Genomic DNA, 16,716 nt, shown 5'->3' with positions numbered 1-16,716 from the left:
TCACATCCCCGGTTTGCGGATGGCCAGCACAAACGGGCCGACGCTTTGAACGACGAAGCGCGGGTTGTCGAACAGGGCTCCGCGCAGATCGACGGTGTAGCGCCGCACGTTGGGCTGGTTGGGGTACACGTCCTCGGCCAGGCGCAGGGTGTAGTTGCCTCCCGCCCCGCGCCGCATCAGGAAGACCGTCGGCGGCGGCCACGGGCAGGTGTCCAGGGCATGGATCAACTCGTCGGCGGTCTTGAGGTTGGACCACTTGTTGATCTGCGCGGCGCGCAGGTCGAACTGCGCGAGCGGGTTGGCGTAGTGCGAGGTGAGCCCCTGAAATCCCCAGTAGGGATAGAAGGACAGGAAGCTGTAGTCAGCGGTCAGCACGACGGTCTGATCGCGGGGTCTGCCGGTCACCTGCGTGATGGCGTGATCGATTGTCGCGTAGAACTTCTCGGCGCTGGGTGGCCGCCGGTCCCCGCGCTGCCCGTGACCGTCGGTGTCGGTGTAGGCGATGGTGAGGTCGGGCCGCAGCACGTCGGGGATGTCCTGGCTGAACGCGATCGCGGCGGCCAGGCCGACGGCGCCGGCCACCGGAGCTATGGCGCGACCCCAGCCGCGGTCGCGGCCGGCGGCGGCCAGGGTCTGCGCGAGTTCGACGAAGCCGAACGCCCCGGCGGCGACCAGCAGGACGCTCAGGGTCGGCTGTAGCCGGAACGACAACAAGGTGGTGCGCGCCAGCGTGGTGAGCATCGACAGCAGCGACCACAGGTACAGGGCCAGGACGCCGATGGCCAGGGCGCCGGCCCGCACGGAGTAACGGGCCCGCAGCACCAGCCACAGGGTGCCGATCAGGCAGACGACGCCCAGCAGCGTGAACTGCAGCATCGGGAACGTCAACTCCGCGCCGTCGGCCGGCAGGTAGTGCATGGCGCTGCCGGAGTTGCTGACCGGGCTGTGCACCGCCCGCACCACGAATGGGAGCCACGTCGTGCACGCGATCACCACGGCGATGCCGGCGATCACCGCCAGCCTCCGCAGTGGATCGAGCGCGGCCTTGAGGCCCCCGGTCTTCCGGTTGCGCCGCCAGCGGACGCCGGCCAGCCACAGGGCCATCAACCCGATCGTGAAGGCGCTGAACCCGAACAACAGCGTGTACCAGGTGGCCGTCCAGCCGAGGAACAGCCCGGCGGCGACGACGGCCGCCCAACCCGCTCGCCGGGGCGCGTCCGGCTGCGCTCGCTGCCCTGCCGCGAGTGTGAAGTTAGTTTCACGCTCGGACTCGACTGTGCAGTTAGTTTCACGCTCGGCGTCGGGTTCGCGGCCAGTCCCACGCTCACCGGCGCGCAGTCCCGACCACGTCAGCACCAGCATCGGCGGCAAGAGCACGGTGATCATCGCCGAATAGGGTTCGGGCGAGCCGTAGGCCAACGTCACCGCCGCGGTGGCGGCGGTGACGATCAGCGCGTATTCGAAGCGGACCATCCGCCACCACAGCACCAGCGCGACCGCGACGGCAATGGTGATCGAGGTGATGGCCCACGGCTTGAAGATCTCCCAAGCCGGCGTCCCGCAGAGCGCCGCGGCGCGCCCGCCGATCCAAAACCAGCCCGGGGGGTAATACGGGGGCAGGCCGAGATAGGTCATGTCGCGCAGGGCGGGGCTGTCGGCCAGGCGCGTCACGTATTCGGTGCGGAATTGCTGGTCGACGGAGATGCCGAACAGATACAGCTTGGTCGCGCCCAGCGGCATGCCGAGGGTCACGACGGTGAACGCGCAGACGAACACCAGCCCGGCCAGCTGGGCTAGCAGCCGGCCGCGGGGACGGACGCAGCGCCGCCAGCCAAAGCCGACGGCGACCAGGCCGGCCACGCAGCCGACCTGCCCGACGGTGGTCAGCGCGTGCAGTTGGTTGGACGACGGAAAGGCCGGCCACTGGACCCGGGCGATGGCGCTCAGCGATACCACCGCGACGGCCACCGCGACCAGCACCGCCAAAGCCATCTGGCCGAGGGTGGCCAGCGCGTTACGCATTATCAGATGGGAAGCTTGCGGAAGATGGGACGCGGGACGTGTCGCAACACCATCATCACATAACGGAATGCTGCTGGTGCCCAAACCAATTCCTTACCTTTGGCGGCCGCGGTCACCGCGAGGTTGGCGACATACTCTTTGTCGACGGTCAGCGGGGCTTCCTTGACGTGCGCGCTCATCCGGGTGCGCACCTGGCCTGGCCGGATCACAAGCACGCGAACGCCGTACTCGCGCAATGCTTCTGCGAGGCCCAGGTAGAAGCCGTCCAATCCCGCCTTGGTGGAGCCGTACACGAAGTTGGACCGCCGCACCCGCTCGCCGGCGGCGGAGCTCATCGCGATGATCTGGCCGAAGCCCTGCGCCCGCATCTTCTCGCCCAGCAGCACACCCACCGAAACCGCTGCGGTGTAATTGATTTCAGCGGCCAGCACCGCCTTGTGCTGGTTCTGCCAGAGCTCTTCGGCATCTCCGAGGATGCCGAACGCGACTATGGCCACGTCTATATCTCCGCCCCCGAAGGCCGCCTCGATCATCTTGGGGTGGGTGTCGGGATCGGTGGCTTCGAAATCGATCAGCTCGACCGAACGCGCGCCGGCGGCCTGCATCTGCGCCACCGCGGCGTCGCGGCCGGGGTCGCTTGGCATGGCGGCCAACACAATCCGTGCGCGCGCGTTCTGCAGGTAGCGCTCGCAGATTGCCAGGCCGATCTCGGAGGTCCCGCCGAGCAGCAGGATGGTCTGTGGATTCCCCACGGCATCGAGCACCATTTAGAGCAGCTCCAAACGTCGGGCCATGTCGGAGGCGAATACCCGCAAGGGGTCGGCCTTGCGGCGCACCGCGATCCATTCGTCGATGCGTGGATACATGGCGTGGAAGGTTTCGGCGCTCACGCGGGAATCCTTGGCGGTGTACACCCGCCCACCGAATTCCAGTGCGCGCCGGTCGAGTTCGTTGAGGAACTCGTTGATCCCCGGCTTGTTGGGGAAGTCCATGGCGACGTTCCAGCCGGCCATCGGGAAACTCAGCGGCGCGCGGTTGCCCGGGCCGAAAAGCTTGAACACGTTCAGGGCCGAGTAGTGGCCGCTGGTCTGGATCCAGCGGATGATGGCCTTGAATTCGTCCATCGCGTCCGGCGGGACCAGGAACTGGTGTTGGGCGAAACCCCTTGGGCCATAGGCGTTATTCCAGCCGCTGACCAGGTCGAGCATGTGGTAGAACTGCGACAGATTCTGGATCTTGCCGCTGTAGGTTCCGCCCAGCCGGTAGTACACCTCGCCGATCGCCATGAACGACAGCTTGTTCATCGCGCTGACCGGGAACACGTCCGGCACCGTCAACAGCTGCGGCGCATCGAATTTCAGCGGGTTCTTGGCCAGCTTCTTCGGCAGCTGATCGAGCTTGGCCAGGCTGCCGCGGCTGACCGCGGCCCGGCCCAGCTTCGGCGGCGGGCTGATCAGGTCGAACCAGGCGCTGGAGTACGTGTAGTTGGACTCGCTGCCGTCGAGGTGAACGGCGACCGTTTCGTCGAGGTCGCGGGTGGCGATGCCGTCGGCGATGAAGTAGGCCGTCTCCGTCGGCGTCATGGCGATGGTGGCGCGCAGCACGATCCCGGTCAGGCCGTTGCCGCCGACGGTGGCCCAGAACAGCTCGGCATCCGAAGCGTCCGGGCCGTCCGGGGTGATGGTGCGCACGGTGCCGTCGGCCATGAGGAGATCCATCGACCGGACGTGGTTACCGAAGCTGCCCGCGCTGTGGTGGTTCTTGCCGTGGATGTCGCAGGCGATCGCGCCGCCGACGGTGACCTGGCGCGTACCCGGCAGCACCGGAACCCAGAGCCCGAACGGCAGCGCCGCCTTCATCAACTGGTCCAGGCTGACGCCGGCGTCGACGTCGACCAGTCGGGTGTCGGCGCTGATCGAGTGGATGCGATTGAGCCCGGTCATGTCGATCACCAGGCCGCCGCCGTTTTGCGCGTTGTCGCCGTAGGAGCGGCCCAGCCCGCGCGCGATCACGCCGCGGCTCTTGGGGTCGCCGGAGTCGGCCACCCGGGCTACCGCCTTGGCGATCACCTCCGGATCGCGGGTGGAGAGCACCTGGGCCACCGACGGCGCGGTGCGCCCGAAGCCCGTCAGCCGGGCGGGCTTGGTCAGGGGATCGGTGCTCGACATCGTCAAAGAGGGTACCGCCTGCTCCGACGACGATGCGGGACGCGGGCGTCCCGCTGAGGAGGCGGGCAATCTGGGCTTGGCGAGGGCGGCTCAGTGGATGCGGAAGATTACGGCTCGCTGCACGACGAAGTTGATCACCGTCGCGGTGCCCTGCGCGATCACGAACGCGACGAGGGGCGCCCACCCGCGGTAGTGCAGAAGAGCCAGACACAGATGGTTGAGCCCGACCTGGACGGCGAACGTGATGGCGTAGAGAACCATTACCGCGACGAACCGGGCGGTGCTGGGGGTCGCCTGGAAGGTCCAGCGGCGGTTGATCAGATAGGCCGTGATGGTGCCGACGATGAAGCTGGTGGCCTTGGACAGGTCGACCTGTACGCCCAGCACCTTCCACAGCAGCAGGTAGAGCCCGAAGTCCACGATTCCCGCCAGGCCGCCGGTGACGACGAACCGAATGACCTGCGTCGTCAGGCTCAAGTCCGCGCGCACCTCTTCGGACGCGGAACCGGGCAGCGGGGCAACCATCGAGGGGAGTCTAACGGGGCCGGCGGGCACTTCCCGCAAGCGTCAGCGGGGCAGCTTGACCGAGATCAGCTCGACCTGGTTCTCGCCCTGCGGCGTCGAGTAGGTCACCGTGTCGCCGGCTTTGCGCCCGGCCAGGGCCTGGGCCAGCGGGCTGCGCGCGGTCAGCGTCTCGGCCTCGCGGCCGACGGGGGTTTCCTCGACGATCGAGATGACCTGCATCGTGACGACCTCGCCGTCGGCGAACCGCAGGGTCACCTCGGTGCCGCCGGGCAGCGTCTCCGACGCGTCGGACTCCGACGGCCCGGTCCGCAGGCGCCGGTCCAGGTCGCCGATGCGGTCGTTGAGCACCACCAGTTCCTCGGCGCGCTGGATCGCCTCGGCCGCGTCGCCGTGATCGCCAACCATGCCGCGGTCGTTCTTGACCTCGGCCTCGAGGCGGTCGCGCCGTTGCCGTAGCCGGTCCAGCTCCGCTTCGAGGTTGCTCCGCGCGGCGTCCGCTGCCGATGGGACCTTTTTGCTCACGTCGGTGGACCTTTCGCCCGGTTGCTCAGGTGGCGTTTCAGTGTGACACCGCGACGAGCGGCCCGCCAGCACCGGCCGCGCGGCTTCCCAGCACCGGCGCCGTCACTGCGCCGCCCGGCGTGTCGGCGCCCGCATCGCCTCGAGCCCGTCGGCGGCCGTCGCGGCGATCGTGCTCCGCACCATGTGGCGCGGCTGTCGCGCCGGCCAGGGCCGGCCGCGATGCATGACCGCGCGGTTGTCCCACATCACCACGTCGCCCTCGCGCCACGAGTGCAGATAGCTCGTGCCGGGGGCGGTCGCCGCCCGGGTCAGCTCGGCGAGCAGCTCTTGCGCGGCTGTGCGCTCCATGCCCTCGATCGCGTAGGCGTGCGAGGCCATGTACAGCGCCTTGCGGCCGTTGACCGGGTTCTGCCACACCAGGCGCCAACATTGGGGCGGCAGCGCGGCCCGTTCGGCCGGGCCGACGAGGTCGGGCGCGATCTTGCCGCGCGAAAAGGCGTATTCGTGCCAGGCGAAGGAATCTTCGAGTCGCCGCTGCAATGCCGGATCGAGGCGCCCGAACGCGAGCCGGGTGGAGACGTACTCGGTCTCGCCGCCCTGCGCCGGCACGATGCGCGACGACAGCACCGAGGCGAGCGCCGGCACCGGCTTGAACGAACTGTCGGTGTGCCAGAGCTGGTTGGCCTTGTTCTCCAGCGCGATCCGGTCATCTTCGGCCACCACGTTGCCCTGGTCGTCGAGTGTCGTGAGGATCACCAGGTTGGTGCCGTGGCCCTGCGTGTTCGGCTTGGTGACCTCGAGCGGCCCGAAGCGGCGCGAGAACGCGAGCTGCGCCTCATCGGTGACGTCCTGGTCGCGCAGGACCAGAACCGAGTGCTCCTCAAACGCCGCGCGCACCGTCGCGTATGCGGCGTCGTCGGCCGCAACGTCGTGGATGGTGACGCCGCGCAATTCCGCGGCAAAGCCCGGGCCCAACGGCACGATCTCCATCGGCGCCCTCCGTCGTTCGTCTGTGCACGACTGTCCACCCAAAACGAACGCCCGGCAAGCATGGCCGCGTGGACGATCCCGAACGGTCCTACACCCAGTACGGCACCCGGGCGCGGTACTGGCGCATGGCGAAGGCAGCCAGCAACCAGCCGACGGCCGTCAAGATCAGCACCACGGCCCAGTGCCGCAGTTCCTGATGCGAGCCCAGCAGCGGGGCGCGCACGATGTCGAGATAGTGCAGCAGCGGGTTGAGTTCGACGATCTTCGACCAGCGACCGGCGCCTTGCTGTCGCAGGGTGCCGTCGTTCCAGATGATCGGCGTCATGAAGAACAGCAACTGCACCACCGAGAAGAGCAACGGTCCGATGTCGCGGTAGCGGGTCGCCAGGATGCCGAAACACAGTGACACCCAGATGCAGTTGAGCACGATGAGCGCCAGCGCCGGGATCACCGAAAGATCGGCCCACGACCACGGTTTGGGGAAGATCATCGCGATCACGACATAGATGACGATGTTGTGCGCGAACAGAATCATCTGCCGCCACACCAGCCGGTAGACGTGCACGCTGAGTGGCGTGGGCAGTTGCTTGATCAGTCCCTCGTTGGCGACGAAGACGTCGGCGCCCTCCAGGATGGCGGCGTTGATCAGGTTCCAGATGATCAGGCCCAGCGTCACATACGGCAGATGCAGCGACAGCTCGAGATGAAAAAGCTTGGAGTACAAGCCTCCCATCGCGACGGCCGTGGTTCCGGTCGCGATGGTGATCCAGAACGGACCCAGCACCGAGCGACGGTAGCGCTGCTTGATGTCCTGCCAACCCAGGTGCAGCCACAGCTCGTGCCGGCGAAAGCCTGCGACGAGGTCGCCCCGGGCGCGGGTAAGGGTGCGCGACTGTGCCGCCGCGTCGACGAACGTCATGTGCGTCGCTCCTCTGCTGGTTTGCCGAACTGCTCGCGACGCCCCAAGCGCCGCAACCGGATCCATTCCAGCAGACCGCGCGGGTCGCGACGGCTCACCAGGAAGAACCAACCAAACCGCACCCACTCCTGCACCAGCAGCTTGCGTAGGCCGGGCTGCGACAACAGATAGCCCCGATTGCGGTAGGTGTAGAACCGCTTGGTGTGGTTGTCGGGATACTGGGTGTGCATGCGGCCACCCAGAATCGGGCGAAACTCGTCGGATCCGCAGGGGTGCAAGTAGATCGTGTCCAGGCAGGTCCCGAACGGCAGGCCGGACCGCACCAGCCGGCGATGCATCTCCACCTCGTCGCCGCGAATGAACAGCCGCAGGTCCGGGACGCCGACCGCGTCCAAGGTGGTGGCCCGAAACAGCGCGCCGTTGAACAGCGAGGCGATCCCGGGAAGCAGGTCCTGCCCCGCTTCGGTGCGCAGTTCGCTTGCGCGCCTGCGCCATACCAGGCCACGCCGCAGCGGGAAGGCCAGCCGTTCCGGGTCGTCGGAGTCGCAGACCATAGGAGATACTGCGGCGAGGCCGTACTTTTCGGCGCAGGCCAGCAGGGTGGCCAGGACGCCGGAGTCCTGTGGGCGGCCGTCGTCGTCGGCCAGCCACACCCAATCGGCGCCCTGGGCCAGCGCGTGCAGGATGCCCAGCGCGAAACCCCCTGCGCCGCCGAGGTTTCGGCGCGATGACAGGTAGGTGGTCGGGATCGGTTGGCCGGCCACCAGGTCTCGAACGCGGCCGGAACCCGGGCCGTCGTTGTCCACCACGATGAGGTGATCGGGCAGCCGGGTCTGCGTGCTCAGCACATCGAGCGACTTGGCCAGTTCGTCGGGGCGCCGGTGGGTGACGACGACGGCGAAGACGGTCTCACTCATCCCCGGATGCTCTTTGGGCCAGGGGTGTCTCGAGCCGATTCGTCTGCTGGGTCTCTTCCCGCACCTCGCGGACGTGGCGGGCCGCGTCTTCCCCTTCGTACGCGCGCACCACGTCCTCGATGCCCCCGGACATCCGGATGACGCCATGGTCGATCCACATCGCCGTCTTGCACAACCGCGCCAGGAATTCGTTGGAATGACTGGCGAATACCAGGATTCCGGAGCGCTCCACCAGGCTCTGCAACCGCGACTGCGCCTTCTTCAAGAACTCGGCGTCCACCGCGCCGATGCCCTCGTCGAGCAGCAGGATTTCGGGGTCGATGCTGGTGACCACGCCCATCGCCAGCCGGACACGCATGCCGGTGGAATAGGTGCGCAGCGGCATGGACAGGTAGTCGCCGAGCTCGGTGAACTCGGCGATCTCGTCGACCTTGGCCAGCATCTGCTTTCGCGTCTGCCCCAGGAACAGACCGCGAATGATGATGTTCTCGTAGCCGGAGATCTCGGGGTCCATGCCGACGCCGAGGTCGAAGACCGGTGCGACCCGGCCGGTGACCGTCGCCCAACCCCGGGTGGGCTCGTAGATGCCCGAAAGTAGGCGCAGCAGAGTCGATTTGCCCGCCCCGTTGTGGCCCACCAGGCCGACCCGGTCACCCAACTCGAGGGACATGGTGATGTCACGCAACGCTTCGACCACCACCACGTTGGAGCTATTGCGTCCGATCGTGCCGCCGGCTTTGCCCAAGAAGGCCTTCTTCAACGAGCGCGACTTGGCGTCGAAGATGGGAAACTCCACCCACGCGTTGTGCGTCTCGATGTGAGGACCCGACACCGTCACCTACTCGAGGTCGCTTACAGGTACTGGCCGTGCCCGGGCGCGCCCGGCTTGCCGATGCCGGAAGGGAGGGCGCCCTGGCGCATCTTTTCCAGCTGCGCGCGGGCGGCCATCTGCTGCGCGAAAAGCGCGGTCTGGATGCCGTGGAACAGCCCTTCCAGCCAGCCGACCAACTGCGCTTGGGCGATGCGCAATTCGGCGTCGGACGGCGCGGCGTCCTCGTTGAAGGGCAGGGTCAGGCGATCGAGCTCCTCACGCAGTTCCGGCGCCAAGCCCTCCTCCAGTTCCCGGATGCTGGTCGCGTGGATCTCCCGCAGCCGGTTACGGCTGGCCTCATCCAGCGGTGCGGCCCGCACCTCCTCGAGCAGTTGCTTGATCATCGTTCCGATGCGCATCACCTTCGCGGGCTGCTCGACCAGGTCGGTCAGGGAACGCTCGTCGGCGTCGTCCTCGGTGAGCGCCATCACGCGCGGGTCGACGCCACCGATGATTTCGACGTCGTCGTCATCGTTGCGGGTACTCAATCCTTCACCATCCTTTGTGGACTATGGGTGTGGCGTCGTGCCGTTTGGTCGCCATTCATAAATTCGGGCACCGCCATTGTCGTAGATCAACGCCCACGACTTCGACTTATCCAGTGACACTAGTCCTTCGGGTACGGCGAACCCCCGGACAGTCGGCGTGCTGGTGTAGATGTACCGGATATTGAGCGCTTTGATCGCTTCGAGCACCCGCGGATCGGATTCGCCTTTGCGGGCCGAGGTCCAGAAGATGTACCGGTTGGGACCCGGGCCCATCTGCTGTGGGTAGTCGTAGTGGGTCCACAGCGGATGCAGATCGGCGACGGCGTACATCCAGGCGGTGCCGTCGGTGTTGGCGTTGCCGATCAACGTTTCGTGGGCGCCGGGCAGCTTGGACAGATAGGCCATCGCCATCAGGTCGCGCTGGTCGATCATCACCGAGTCGTACTTGTCGCCGAACAACACGATGTGCCGATACAGGTAGTGGCGCCCGGTGAGCACGGTGATAACCACCAGCAGCACCGCTGTGGTGGCGGTCCACACCGGAACCGGCCCGAGGCGCCAGTCGCCTGCCAGGGCCGGTCGAACCCGCCCGGCCAGCCGTTTCGCGAGGCCCACGGAGCCCACGACGAGCGCGAACAGCGCGACGCCGGCCATCGGCTCCAGCAGCAGGGTGATGGCCGCCGAGATCCGGCGCGGGTCCTTGTAGAAGAACTCGCCGATCATCCCGGCCACCGCACCGACCGGACCGCCGAGGGGCGTTCCCGCGTCGACATCGACCACCACGAGTAGCAGCCACGCCGCCAGCGGCCACCAGATCCTCTTGTAGGCGAAAAGCAGCCCGCCGAGGATCGCGAGCGCCATGAGCCCGTACTGGTACGGGAAGTCGTTGAGGTGGCGGGAGTGCTGGAAGACGGCGTCGAAGAGTCCGCGTTTCTTGCTGAGGTAGGTCAGAAAGGAGTGTCCGGCGATGATGTCTTCCTGCCCCTGAACGCTGATGAACTGCGGCAACAGGATCAGTCCGGAGACCACCGCGACGCAGGCCAGCGCGACGAGGTCGGCCAGCCTGCCGCGCACCGGACGCCACACCGCATCCATCAGCCACCAGGCCGCAAGGAACAACAGCACGATCACCCCGCCGGTGATGTGCACGGACATGACGCCCACCCACGCCAGGATGGCCGCCGGGATGCGGTCGCGGTGCCGCAGCGTGGTGGTGATCAGGACGAAAGCCGGAACCGCGACCCCATAGGCGGCGAGGTTGGGCATCGCGGCCACACCGAACTCGACATAGGGGACGGCGGTGAACGATGCCGACAGCGCCGCCGCGGTGGCCGCCGCTCCGGCGCTGCGCCACTCGGTGGTGTGCCGCCGCACCAGATGCCAGGTCAGCATCGCCGCGCTGGTGGGGAACAGCCAAACCGATGCCGCGACCGACGTCAGTGTGTAGCCGGTGGTGGGTGCGGCCCCGGTCAGCTGGCAGAACACGGCGATCAGGGCGTGGAACACCGACGGGTAATACAGCGTATTATGGGTCTCGACGTTGCGCAGCTCGCCCATGTGCGTCGACGACGCCTGGCCGGTGTCCAGGATGAAACGCACCTCGTTGGCGTGCCAGACCGCGTCCCAGGTGCTCGGGATGGTCTGCCAATGGGCGGCCAGTCCGCGGTAGGCGGCCCACATGATGAGCAGGGCGCCCAGCAGTACGCCCACCCCCACCGTGATGGCCGGCCAGCGGCTGACCCCGCGAGCTTCCGCTTCGCGGTCGCGGAAACGGGCCAGCAGCAACTGCAGCACGATCATCAGCAGGCACACCACGACCAGCGTCGCCAGCGCGGTCCAGCCGTTCCACGGAATTCCGATGGCGCCAAACGGAATAATGGCGAGCGCGACCATGCCGAAGGTCAGCGCCGGGCCGACCGCGACAGCGACCGACCACGACAACTGACTGATGCGTGCGATGATCGCCCCGGGCGCTATCAGCAAGAACAATGCAATGAGCGTTCCGAACCAGAGCCCCACTCGACTAGTATGGCTGGCCGGGTGCCCTGGCTCGGGAGGCCACCAACTGGCCGGAACGTCTGTGGGACCCGCTACCGTCACAGTTTCGCAAAAAGCGGAAGCCCTAAGGTGGCCCACATGGCATATGACGTCGCCCGGGTGCGCGGACTCCATCCGTCGCTGGGTGACGGCTGGGTGCACTTCGACGCCCCGAGCGGGATGCTGATTCCAGATTCCGTCGCGACCACGGTGTCGACGGCTTTCCGCAGGTCCGGTCCCACGACGGCGGGCGCACACCCGTCCGCGCAGCGCAGTGCCGCCGTTCTGGAGGCGGCGCGGGCGGCGGTGGCCGATCTGTTCAACGTCGACCCCGCGGGTGTCGTGCTGGGGGCCGATCGGGCGATCTTGTTGTCGGCGCTGGCCGAGGCGTCGTCGTCGCGGGCCGGCCTGGGCTACGAGGTCATCGTCAGCCGCTTGGACGACGAGGCCAACATCGCCCCGTGGCTGCGCGCGGCACACCGGTACGGCGCCAAGGTCAAGTGGGCCGAGATCGACATCGAGACGGGTGAGCTCCCCACGTGGCAGTGGGAGGGTCTCATCGGAAAGTCGACCCGGCTGGTCGCCGTGGCCTCGGCCTCCGCGACGCTGGGCACGGTCACCGACCTGCGGGCGATGACCAAGCTGGTGCACGACGTCGGCGGCCTTGCGGTGGTCGACCATTCCGCCGCCGCGCCCTATAGGCTGCTCGACGTCAAGGAAACCGACGCCGACGTGGTGGCGGTGAACGCCGCGGCGTGGGGCGGTCCGCCGATCGGCGCGATCGTGTTCCGCGATCCCGCGTTGCTCAACTCGTTCAGTTCCATCTCGCCGGATCCCAAGGCCGTCGGGCCGGCCCGCCTGGAGATCGGTGCGCACCAGTTCGGTCTGCTGGCCGGGGTGGTGGCCAGCATCGAGTACCTGGCGTCGCTCGACGAATCCGCCCGCGGCGGCCGGCGCGAACGCCTGGCGGTATCGATGCAATCCGCCACGTCGTACCTGAACCGGATCTACGACTATCTGATGGTGTCGTTGCGGTCACTGCCGTTGGTGATGGTGATCGGCCGCCCGGAGGTGCGGATCCCGGTGGTCAGTTTCGCCTTGAACGGCGTGCCCGCCGAGCGAGTCGTTCAGCGGTTGGCGGACAACGGAATTCTGGCCGTCACCAACGAAAGTTCCCGCGCGCTCGACGTGTTGGGCGTCAACGACGTCGGCGGCGCGGTGACGGTCGGCCTGGCACACTACTCGACGACGGCAGAAGTCGACCAGTTGGTGCGCGCGCTCGCGTCGCTCGGCTAGACCGTCATCGCGTGTGCACTCACGGCGGGAATCCGGCGTAGATTTCGCCGACGTTGCACACTGAAAGCCCTGGGCGCACACTCGACGGCCCGACCCCTCGGCTAGACCGTCAGGACGACCTTTCCGGTCACCTTGCTCGACGAAAGCTGTTGATGTGCCTCACCGGCCTGCTGGATGGGCAGGCGGGCGCCGATGATCGGCCGGACGCGGCCCTCGGCGATCATCGGCCACACGGACGCGATCACCGCCTGCACGATTTCGGTCTTGCTGTTGGGTCCGGTGACCGGGCGGGCGCGCAACGTGGTGCCGATGACCCGCGCCCGCTTGCCCAGCAGCTTGCCGATGTTGAGCTCGCCCTTGATGCCGCCCTGCATGCCGATGATCACGAGCTGTCCGTCGTTGGCCAGGGCGTCGATGTTGCGGTCGAGATAGGAGGCGCCCATGATGTCGAAGATCACGTCAGCGCCGCCGGCCTCCTGCAGGCGCGCGACGAAGTCCTCGTCGTGGTAGTTGATGGTGATCTCGGCGCCGAGCTCACGGCAGAACTCCAGCTTCTCCGCCGACCCGGCGGTGACGGCCACGCGCACACCCAGCGCCCGGGCGACCTGGATGGCGTGACTGCCGATGCCGCTCGCCCCGCCGTGCATCAGCAGCAGCTGCCCCTTGCCGAGGTGCGCGGTCAGCACCAGATTCGACCAGACGGTGCAGGCCACTTCGGGCAATCCGGCAGCGTCCACCAGGTCGACGCCACAGGGGACCGGCATCACCTGCCCGGCCGGCACGGCGACGTATTCGGCGTAGCCGCCACCGGCGAGCAATGCGCAAACCTGTTGTCCGACAGACCAATTCGTGATATCGGGGCCGACATCGGCGATGACGCCGGACACCTCCATGCCGATGATCTCGCTCGCACCCGGCGGCGGCGGGTACTTGCCGGCGGCCTGCAGCAGGTCGGCGCGGTTCACCCCGGCGGCGGCGACCTCGACCAGGACCTCGCCTGGTCCGGCGGACACGTCGGGTACTTCCTGCCACGAAAGCTGATCGGCGGATTCGGCGACGATGGCGCGCATGCAGGCCACGCTACCGAGTCCCGCTACCCTGATCAGCGGTGGCGTGGCAGAGCGGCCTAATGCACTCGCCTTGAAAGCGAGAGACGGCTAACACCGTCCGGGGGTTCAAATCCCTCCGCCACCGCTGTGGTCACTCGACACTGCGATGCAGGGTCGGCGCGTAGCGCAGCTGGCGCTTGACGAATTCGCCCTCGATGGCGTGCTCGATCTCGCCGAAGTCGTGACCGCTGTGCCGTGCCCCGATCTCGAGTGCCACCGTGCGCTCCTGCAGTCGCTCGGGCAGCGTGGCGATCACCGCGCGCCCGCTGCGGCCTATCGGCGGACGCAGGCTCATGATCGCGTCCTCGAGCTAGCCGATCACCGTCGCCCCGGCGGCTGAGCGTTCCAGCTTCCTTGACCGCCCGCCACTTCAGCTCGAGCTGAGCCTCGGCGTCGTGGGTGTCGTGTGAGTCGTCGAAGTACACCGAGGCGAACGGCCCCGGTGCGTCCAGCAGCTTGCGGAAGCGTTGCGAGTCCATACCGTGTTGGGTGCCCCCGCGCCGGGGACAAACACCTAGCTTCGATCGCCCTCGGTGTCGTCGAAGAAGTGCCATTCGCCGTCATGCTCGACTTCCATGCGCCAGCCCAGCTCGCTGTTGTCGGCTTTTTGGTCGACGAACCACGCGTGCGCGTCGTCGGCGCTTTCGATGTCTTTGGTGGCGACGACTTCGCCCTTGGGATCGAGCACTCGATAGGTAGCCATGGGTGGCAGGATTCCCACTGCCGCCGTCGTCAACCGGTTGGGATTTCGGCGGTGATCGTGTCCAGCAGGGCGGTGTACCGGCGGGCTTCGGGATCCCGCCCGGGTTTGCCACTACTCACGACGCCGGCCGACAGCCCGCGCGCGGGGTCGGCCCAGATCGCGATGTTGACCAGGCCCAGGTTGCCGAACGCGTGGGGCGCGTTGTGCCCGAACGGGCCCCACCGGTTGGTGCCGAGGATGAATCCGGTGCCCCAGCGGGCCGGGTGCAACCCGACCGCGAAATCGGGTCGCAGCCTTCGGCATTGGGTCACGGCACGGTACATGGTCTCCGGACTGATCACCCGGACGCCGTCGAGTTCGCCTCCGCGGCGCCAGATTTCGGCGAAGCGTGACATTTCCTGCGCGGTCGAGACCGTGTTGGACGACGGGATGATCGTGTTGAGGAACAGCGGGGTGTTGGTGATCGGGATCATCTCGTGCACCGTTCCGCCGATCGCCTTGCGGAAGATCTGCGCGATCACCGGCGGCAGCGGGCGGCCGGTGGCGTGACTCGGCGCGACCAACGGCAGGTCTTCCTTGGTGACGCCGAAGTTCGTCCACCGGAAGCCGAGCGGGTCGAGGATCTCGGTGGCCAGTATTTCGCGAATCTCCTTGCCGGTGGCCGCGTAGACGAGCTCGCGCACGAGCGGACCCCAGGTCAGCGCGTGGTAGATGTGCACCAGCCCCGGCCTGTACAGGGGTCGCAGCTCGCCCAGCTTCTGCTGTGCGTATTCGTGGTCGTCGGCTCGCTTGACGTCCGGCTTGGCCCCGGTGGGAAACGGCAGCCCGGCGCTGTGAGTCATCACGTGCCGGATGGTGATCCGATGCTTGCCATGACTGGTGAACGTGGGGATGTAGTCGCACACCCGGTCGTCGAGCGAGAAGACGCCGCGCTCGACGAGCATGTGCACCACCGTCGCCGCCATGCCCTTGGCGGCCGAGTACACGCAGAACGGTGTGTCCGGCGTGACCGCGATCTTCTCGGCGTCGGGTGGGTCGCTGGGGGCGTTGCCCCAGCCGTGGCCGATCGCGCGGTTCAGCACCACGCGGCCGTGCTGTCGGATGCACAGCTGGATCGCGGGATGGAAGCCGGCGCCGTACCAATGTCGCGCCGCCTGCCAGATCCGGTCGACGGCGGCGCTGTCGATCTCGGAGTGGTCTTCGTCGGCGATCGCCGTCACAGCGTCCAAATCGGCCGGGACGCGGATTCTGCCGTCGGGAGTCGCTGAGCGCGGCTGGTTCACCCCAGCGAGGGTACGTGGCGTCCGCTTATTCCCCGGTGAACCGCGGCGGGCGCTTCTCGAACGTCGCCGAGATGCCTTCGGTCAGGTCCTTGGACGGCAGGAAGGCCGCGTTCCAGGCGGCCACATACCGCAGGCTCTCCGATACCGCCGCGATGCGCTGCTGGTCGAGCACGTCCTTGACGCCGTGCACCGTCAGCGGGGGATTGGCGGCGATCTCCGCGGCGGTGGCGTGCGCCGCGGCCAGGGTGGCGTCGGCGTCGGCGTACACGTCGTTGACCAGACCGATCTTCTCCGCGCGGGCCGCATCGATGTCCTTGCCGGTCAGCGCCAGCTCGCGCAGGTGCCCGTCGTTCAGGATCATCGGCAGGCGGGCCAGGCTACCGACGTCGGCGACGATGGCGAGCTTGACTTCCCGCACCGAGAACTTGGCGTCGGCGCTGGCATAACGGATGTCCACCGCCGAGATCAGGTCGACGCCGCCGCCGATGCACCAGCCGTGCACCGACGCGATGGTGGGGGTCCGGCAGTCGGCGACGGCGGTGATCGCGGCCTGCATGCGCTTGACCTCGCGGTGGAACACCGCGCGCGGGCCGGCCAGCGCGTCGCCGGACAGTAGCGGGGTGAACGAACCGCCCATCGCCGGCACGTCCAGGCCGTAGCTGAAGTTCTTGCCCGAGCCGGTCAGCACGATGGCCCGCACCTCGGGATCGGCGTCCAGCGCCGCGAACAGCTCGGGCATTTCCGACCAGAAGGCCGGTCCCATCGCATTGCCCTTGCCCGGTCCGATCAGCGTCACCTGGGCGACGTGGTCTTTCGTCTCGACGGTGACGGATTCGTATGCTTGCGCCATATCGAGACCGTAGCGT

16 protein-coding genes, 1 tRNA gene and 1 pseudogene are annotated in these 16,716 nt (G+C 67.6%); 2 read left to right on the top strand and 16 right to left on the bottom strand.

The annotated features are described in order from the left end of the window. The 11 genes from AC5Y30_RS06380 to AC5Y30_RS06330 form a co-directional block, all read right to left on the bottom strand. Positions 1-2,022 carry a galactan 5-O-arabinofuranosyltransferase gene (locus AC5Y30_RS06380; protein ID WP_499917250.1) on the bottom strand — a complete coding sequence of 674 codons (2,022 nt, stop codon included), beginning with the start codon at positions 2,020-2,022 and terminating at the stop codon, positions 1-3. A gap of 2 nt (positions 2,023-2,024) precedes the next feature. Then, positions 2,025-2,789: a decaprenylphospho-beta-D-erythro-pentofuranosid-2-ulose 2-reductase gene (gene dprE2, locus AC5Y30_RS06375; protein ID WP_499917249.1), complete on the bottom strand. Its 765-nt coding sequence runs from the start codon at positions 2,787-2,789 to the stop codon at positions 2,025-2,027. Continuing rightward, entirely contained in the window at positions 2,790-4,190 is a 1,401-nt protein-coding gene (gene dprE1 / locus AC5Y30_RS06370) for a decaprenylphosphoryl-beta-D-ribose oxidase (RefSeq protein WP_499917248.1), read from the bottom strand. 90 nt (positions 4,191-4,280) lie between these two features. Next, complete coding sequence (locus AC5Y30_RS06365; protein WP_499917657.1) at positions 4,281-4,646, bottom strand: GtrA family protein; 366 nt, start codon at positions 4,644-4,646, stop codon at positions 4,281-4,283. A 111-nt stretch (positions 4,647-4,757) separates the two neighbouring features. Continuing rightward, positions 4,758-5,237, bottom strand: a complete 480-nt coding sequence (locus AC5Y30_RS06360; RefSeq protein WP_499917247.1) for a GreA/GreB family elongation factor — start codon at positions 5,235-5,237, stop codon at positions 4,758-4,760. A 102-nt stretch (positions 5,238-5,339) separates the two neighbouring features. Further along, positions 5,340-6,227, bottom strand: a complete 888-nt coding sequence (locus AC5Y30_RS06355) for a TauD/TfdA dioxygenase family protein (protein WP_499917246.1) — start codon at positions 6,225-6,227, stop codon at positions 5,340-5,342. Positions 6,228-6,315: 88 nt separating this feature from the next. After that, positions 6,316-7,146: a galactan export ABC transporter permease subunit Wzm/RfbD gene (wzm, locus tag AC5Y30_RS06350; protein ID WP_499917245.1), complete on the bottom strand. Its 831-nt coding sequence runs from the start codon at positions 7,144-7,146 to the stop codon at positions 6,316-6,318. After that, positions 7,143-8,063 (bottom strand): galactofuranosyltransferase GlfT1, encoded by a 921-nt coding sequence (gene glfT1, locus AC5Y30_RS06345; RefSeq protein WP_499917244.1) that lies wholly within the window; start codon positions 8,061-8,063, stop codon positions 7,143-7,145. Before glfT1 ends, wzm begins: the two co-directional genes overlap by 4 nt. Next, a complete protein-coding gene (wzt, locus tag AC5Y30_RS06340; RefSeq protein ID WP_499917243.1) occupies positions 8,056-8,895 on the bottom strand; it encodes a galactan export ABC transporter ATP-binding subunit Wzt/RfbE in 840 nt (279 codons plus the stop codon). Before wzt ends, glfT1 begins: the two co-directional genes overlap by 8 nt. Before the next feature lie 20 nt (positions 8,896-8,915). Further along, positions 8,916-9,362 carry a bacterial proteasome activator family protein gene (locus AC5Y30_RS06335; protein WP_499917656.1) on the bottom strand — a complete coding sequence of 149 codons (447 nt, stop codon included), beginning with the start codon at positions 9,360-9,362 and terminating at the stop codon, positions 8,916-8,918. A gap of 81 nt (positions 9,363-9,443) precedes the next feature. Continuing rightward, positions 9,444-11,441: a DUF6541 family protein gene (locus tag AC5Y30_RS06330; protein WP_499917242.1), complete on the bottom strand. Its 1,998-nt coding sequence runs from the start codon at positions 11,439-11,441 to the stop codon at positions 9,444-9,446. 117 nt (positions 11,442-11,558) lie between these two features. On the opposite strand from AC5Y30_RS06330, the gene AC5Y30_RS06325 reads away from it, so the two are divergent. Beyond that, positions 11,559-12,755, top strand: a complete 1,197-nt coding sequence (locus tag AC5Y30_RS06325; RefSeq protein ID WP_499917241.1) for a cysteine desulfurase-like protein — start codon at positions 11,559-11,561, stop codon at positions 12,753-12,755. A 101-nt stretch (positions 12,756-12,856) separates the two neighbouring features. Here AC5Y30_RS06325 and AC5Y30_RS06320 read toward each other — a convergent pair whose 3' ends face one another. Beyond that, on the bottom strand, positions 12,857-13,825 hold the full coding sequence (locus tag AC5Y30_RS06320; protein ID WP_499917240.1) for an NAD(P)H-quinone oxidoreductase: 969 nt from the start codon (positions 13,823-13,825) through the stop codon (positions 12,857-12,859). A 37-nt stretch (positions 13,826-13,862) separates the two neighbouring features. Here AC5Y30_RS06320 and AC5Y30_RS06315 point away from each other — a divergent pair. Beyond that, a tRNA-Ser gene (locus AC5Y30_RS06315) sits at positions 13,863-13,949 on the top strand. 39 nt (positions 13,950-13,988) lie between these two features. Here AC5Y30_RS06315 and AC5Y30_RS06310 read toward each other — a convergent pair. The 4 genes and pseudogenes from AC5Y30_RS06310 to AC5Y30_RS06295 all read right to left on the bottom strand — a co-directional run. Beyond that, positions 13,989-14,343, bottom strand: a pseudogene (locus AC5Y30_RS06310) (Rv2629 family ribosome hibernation factor); the annotation flags it as partial. A gap of 35 nt (positions 14,344-14,378) precedes the next feature. Then, a complete protein-coding gene (locus AC5Y30_RS06305) occupies positions 14,379-14,567 on the bottom strand; it encodes a hypothetical protein (RefSeq protein WP_066873023.1) in 189 nt (62 codons plus the stop codon). Positions 14,568-14,596: 29 nt separating this feature from the next. Beyond that, positions 14,597-15,850: a lipase LipE gene (gene lipE, locus AC5Y30_RS06300; protein WP_499917239.1), complete on the bottom strand. Its 1,254-nt coding sequence runs from the start codon at positions 15,848-15,850 to the stop codon at positions 14,597-14,599. A gap of 25 nt (positions 15,851-15,875) precedes the next feature. After that, a complete protein-coding gene (locus AC5Y30_RS06295; RefSeq protein ID WP_499917238.1) occupies positions 15,876-16,700 on the bottom strand; it encodes a crotonase/enoyl-CoA hydratase family protein in 825 nt (274 codons plus the stop codon). Positions 16,701-16,716 lie beyond the last annotated feature (16 nt).

It is taken from the genome of Mycobacterium sp. NGS27 (assembly GCF_059813005.1).
The sequence above is the reverse complement of the archived record's forward strand: the minus strand, read 5'-3'. Positions and strand labels throughout refer to the sequence as shown.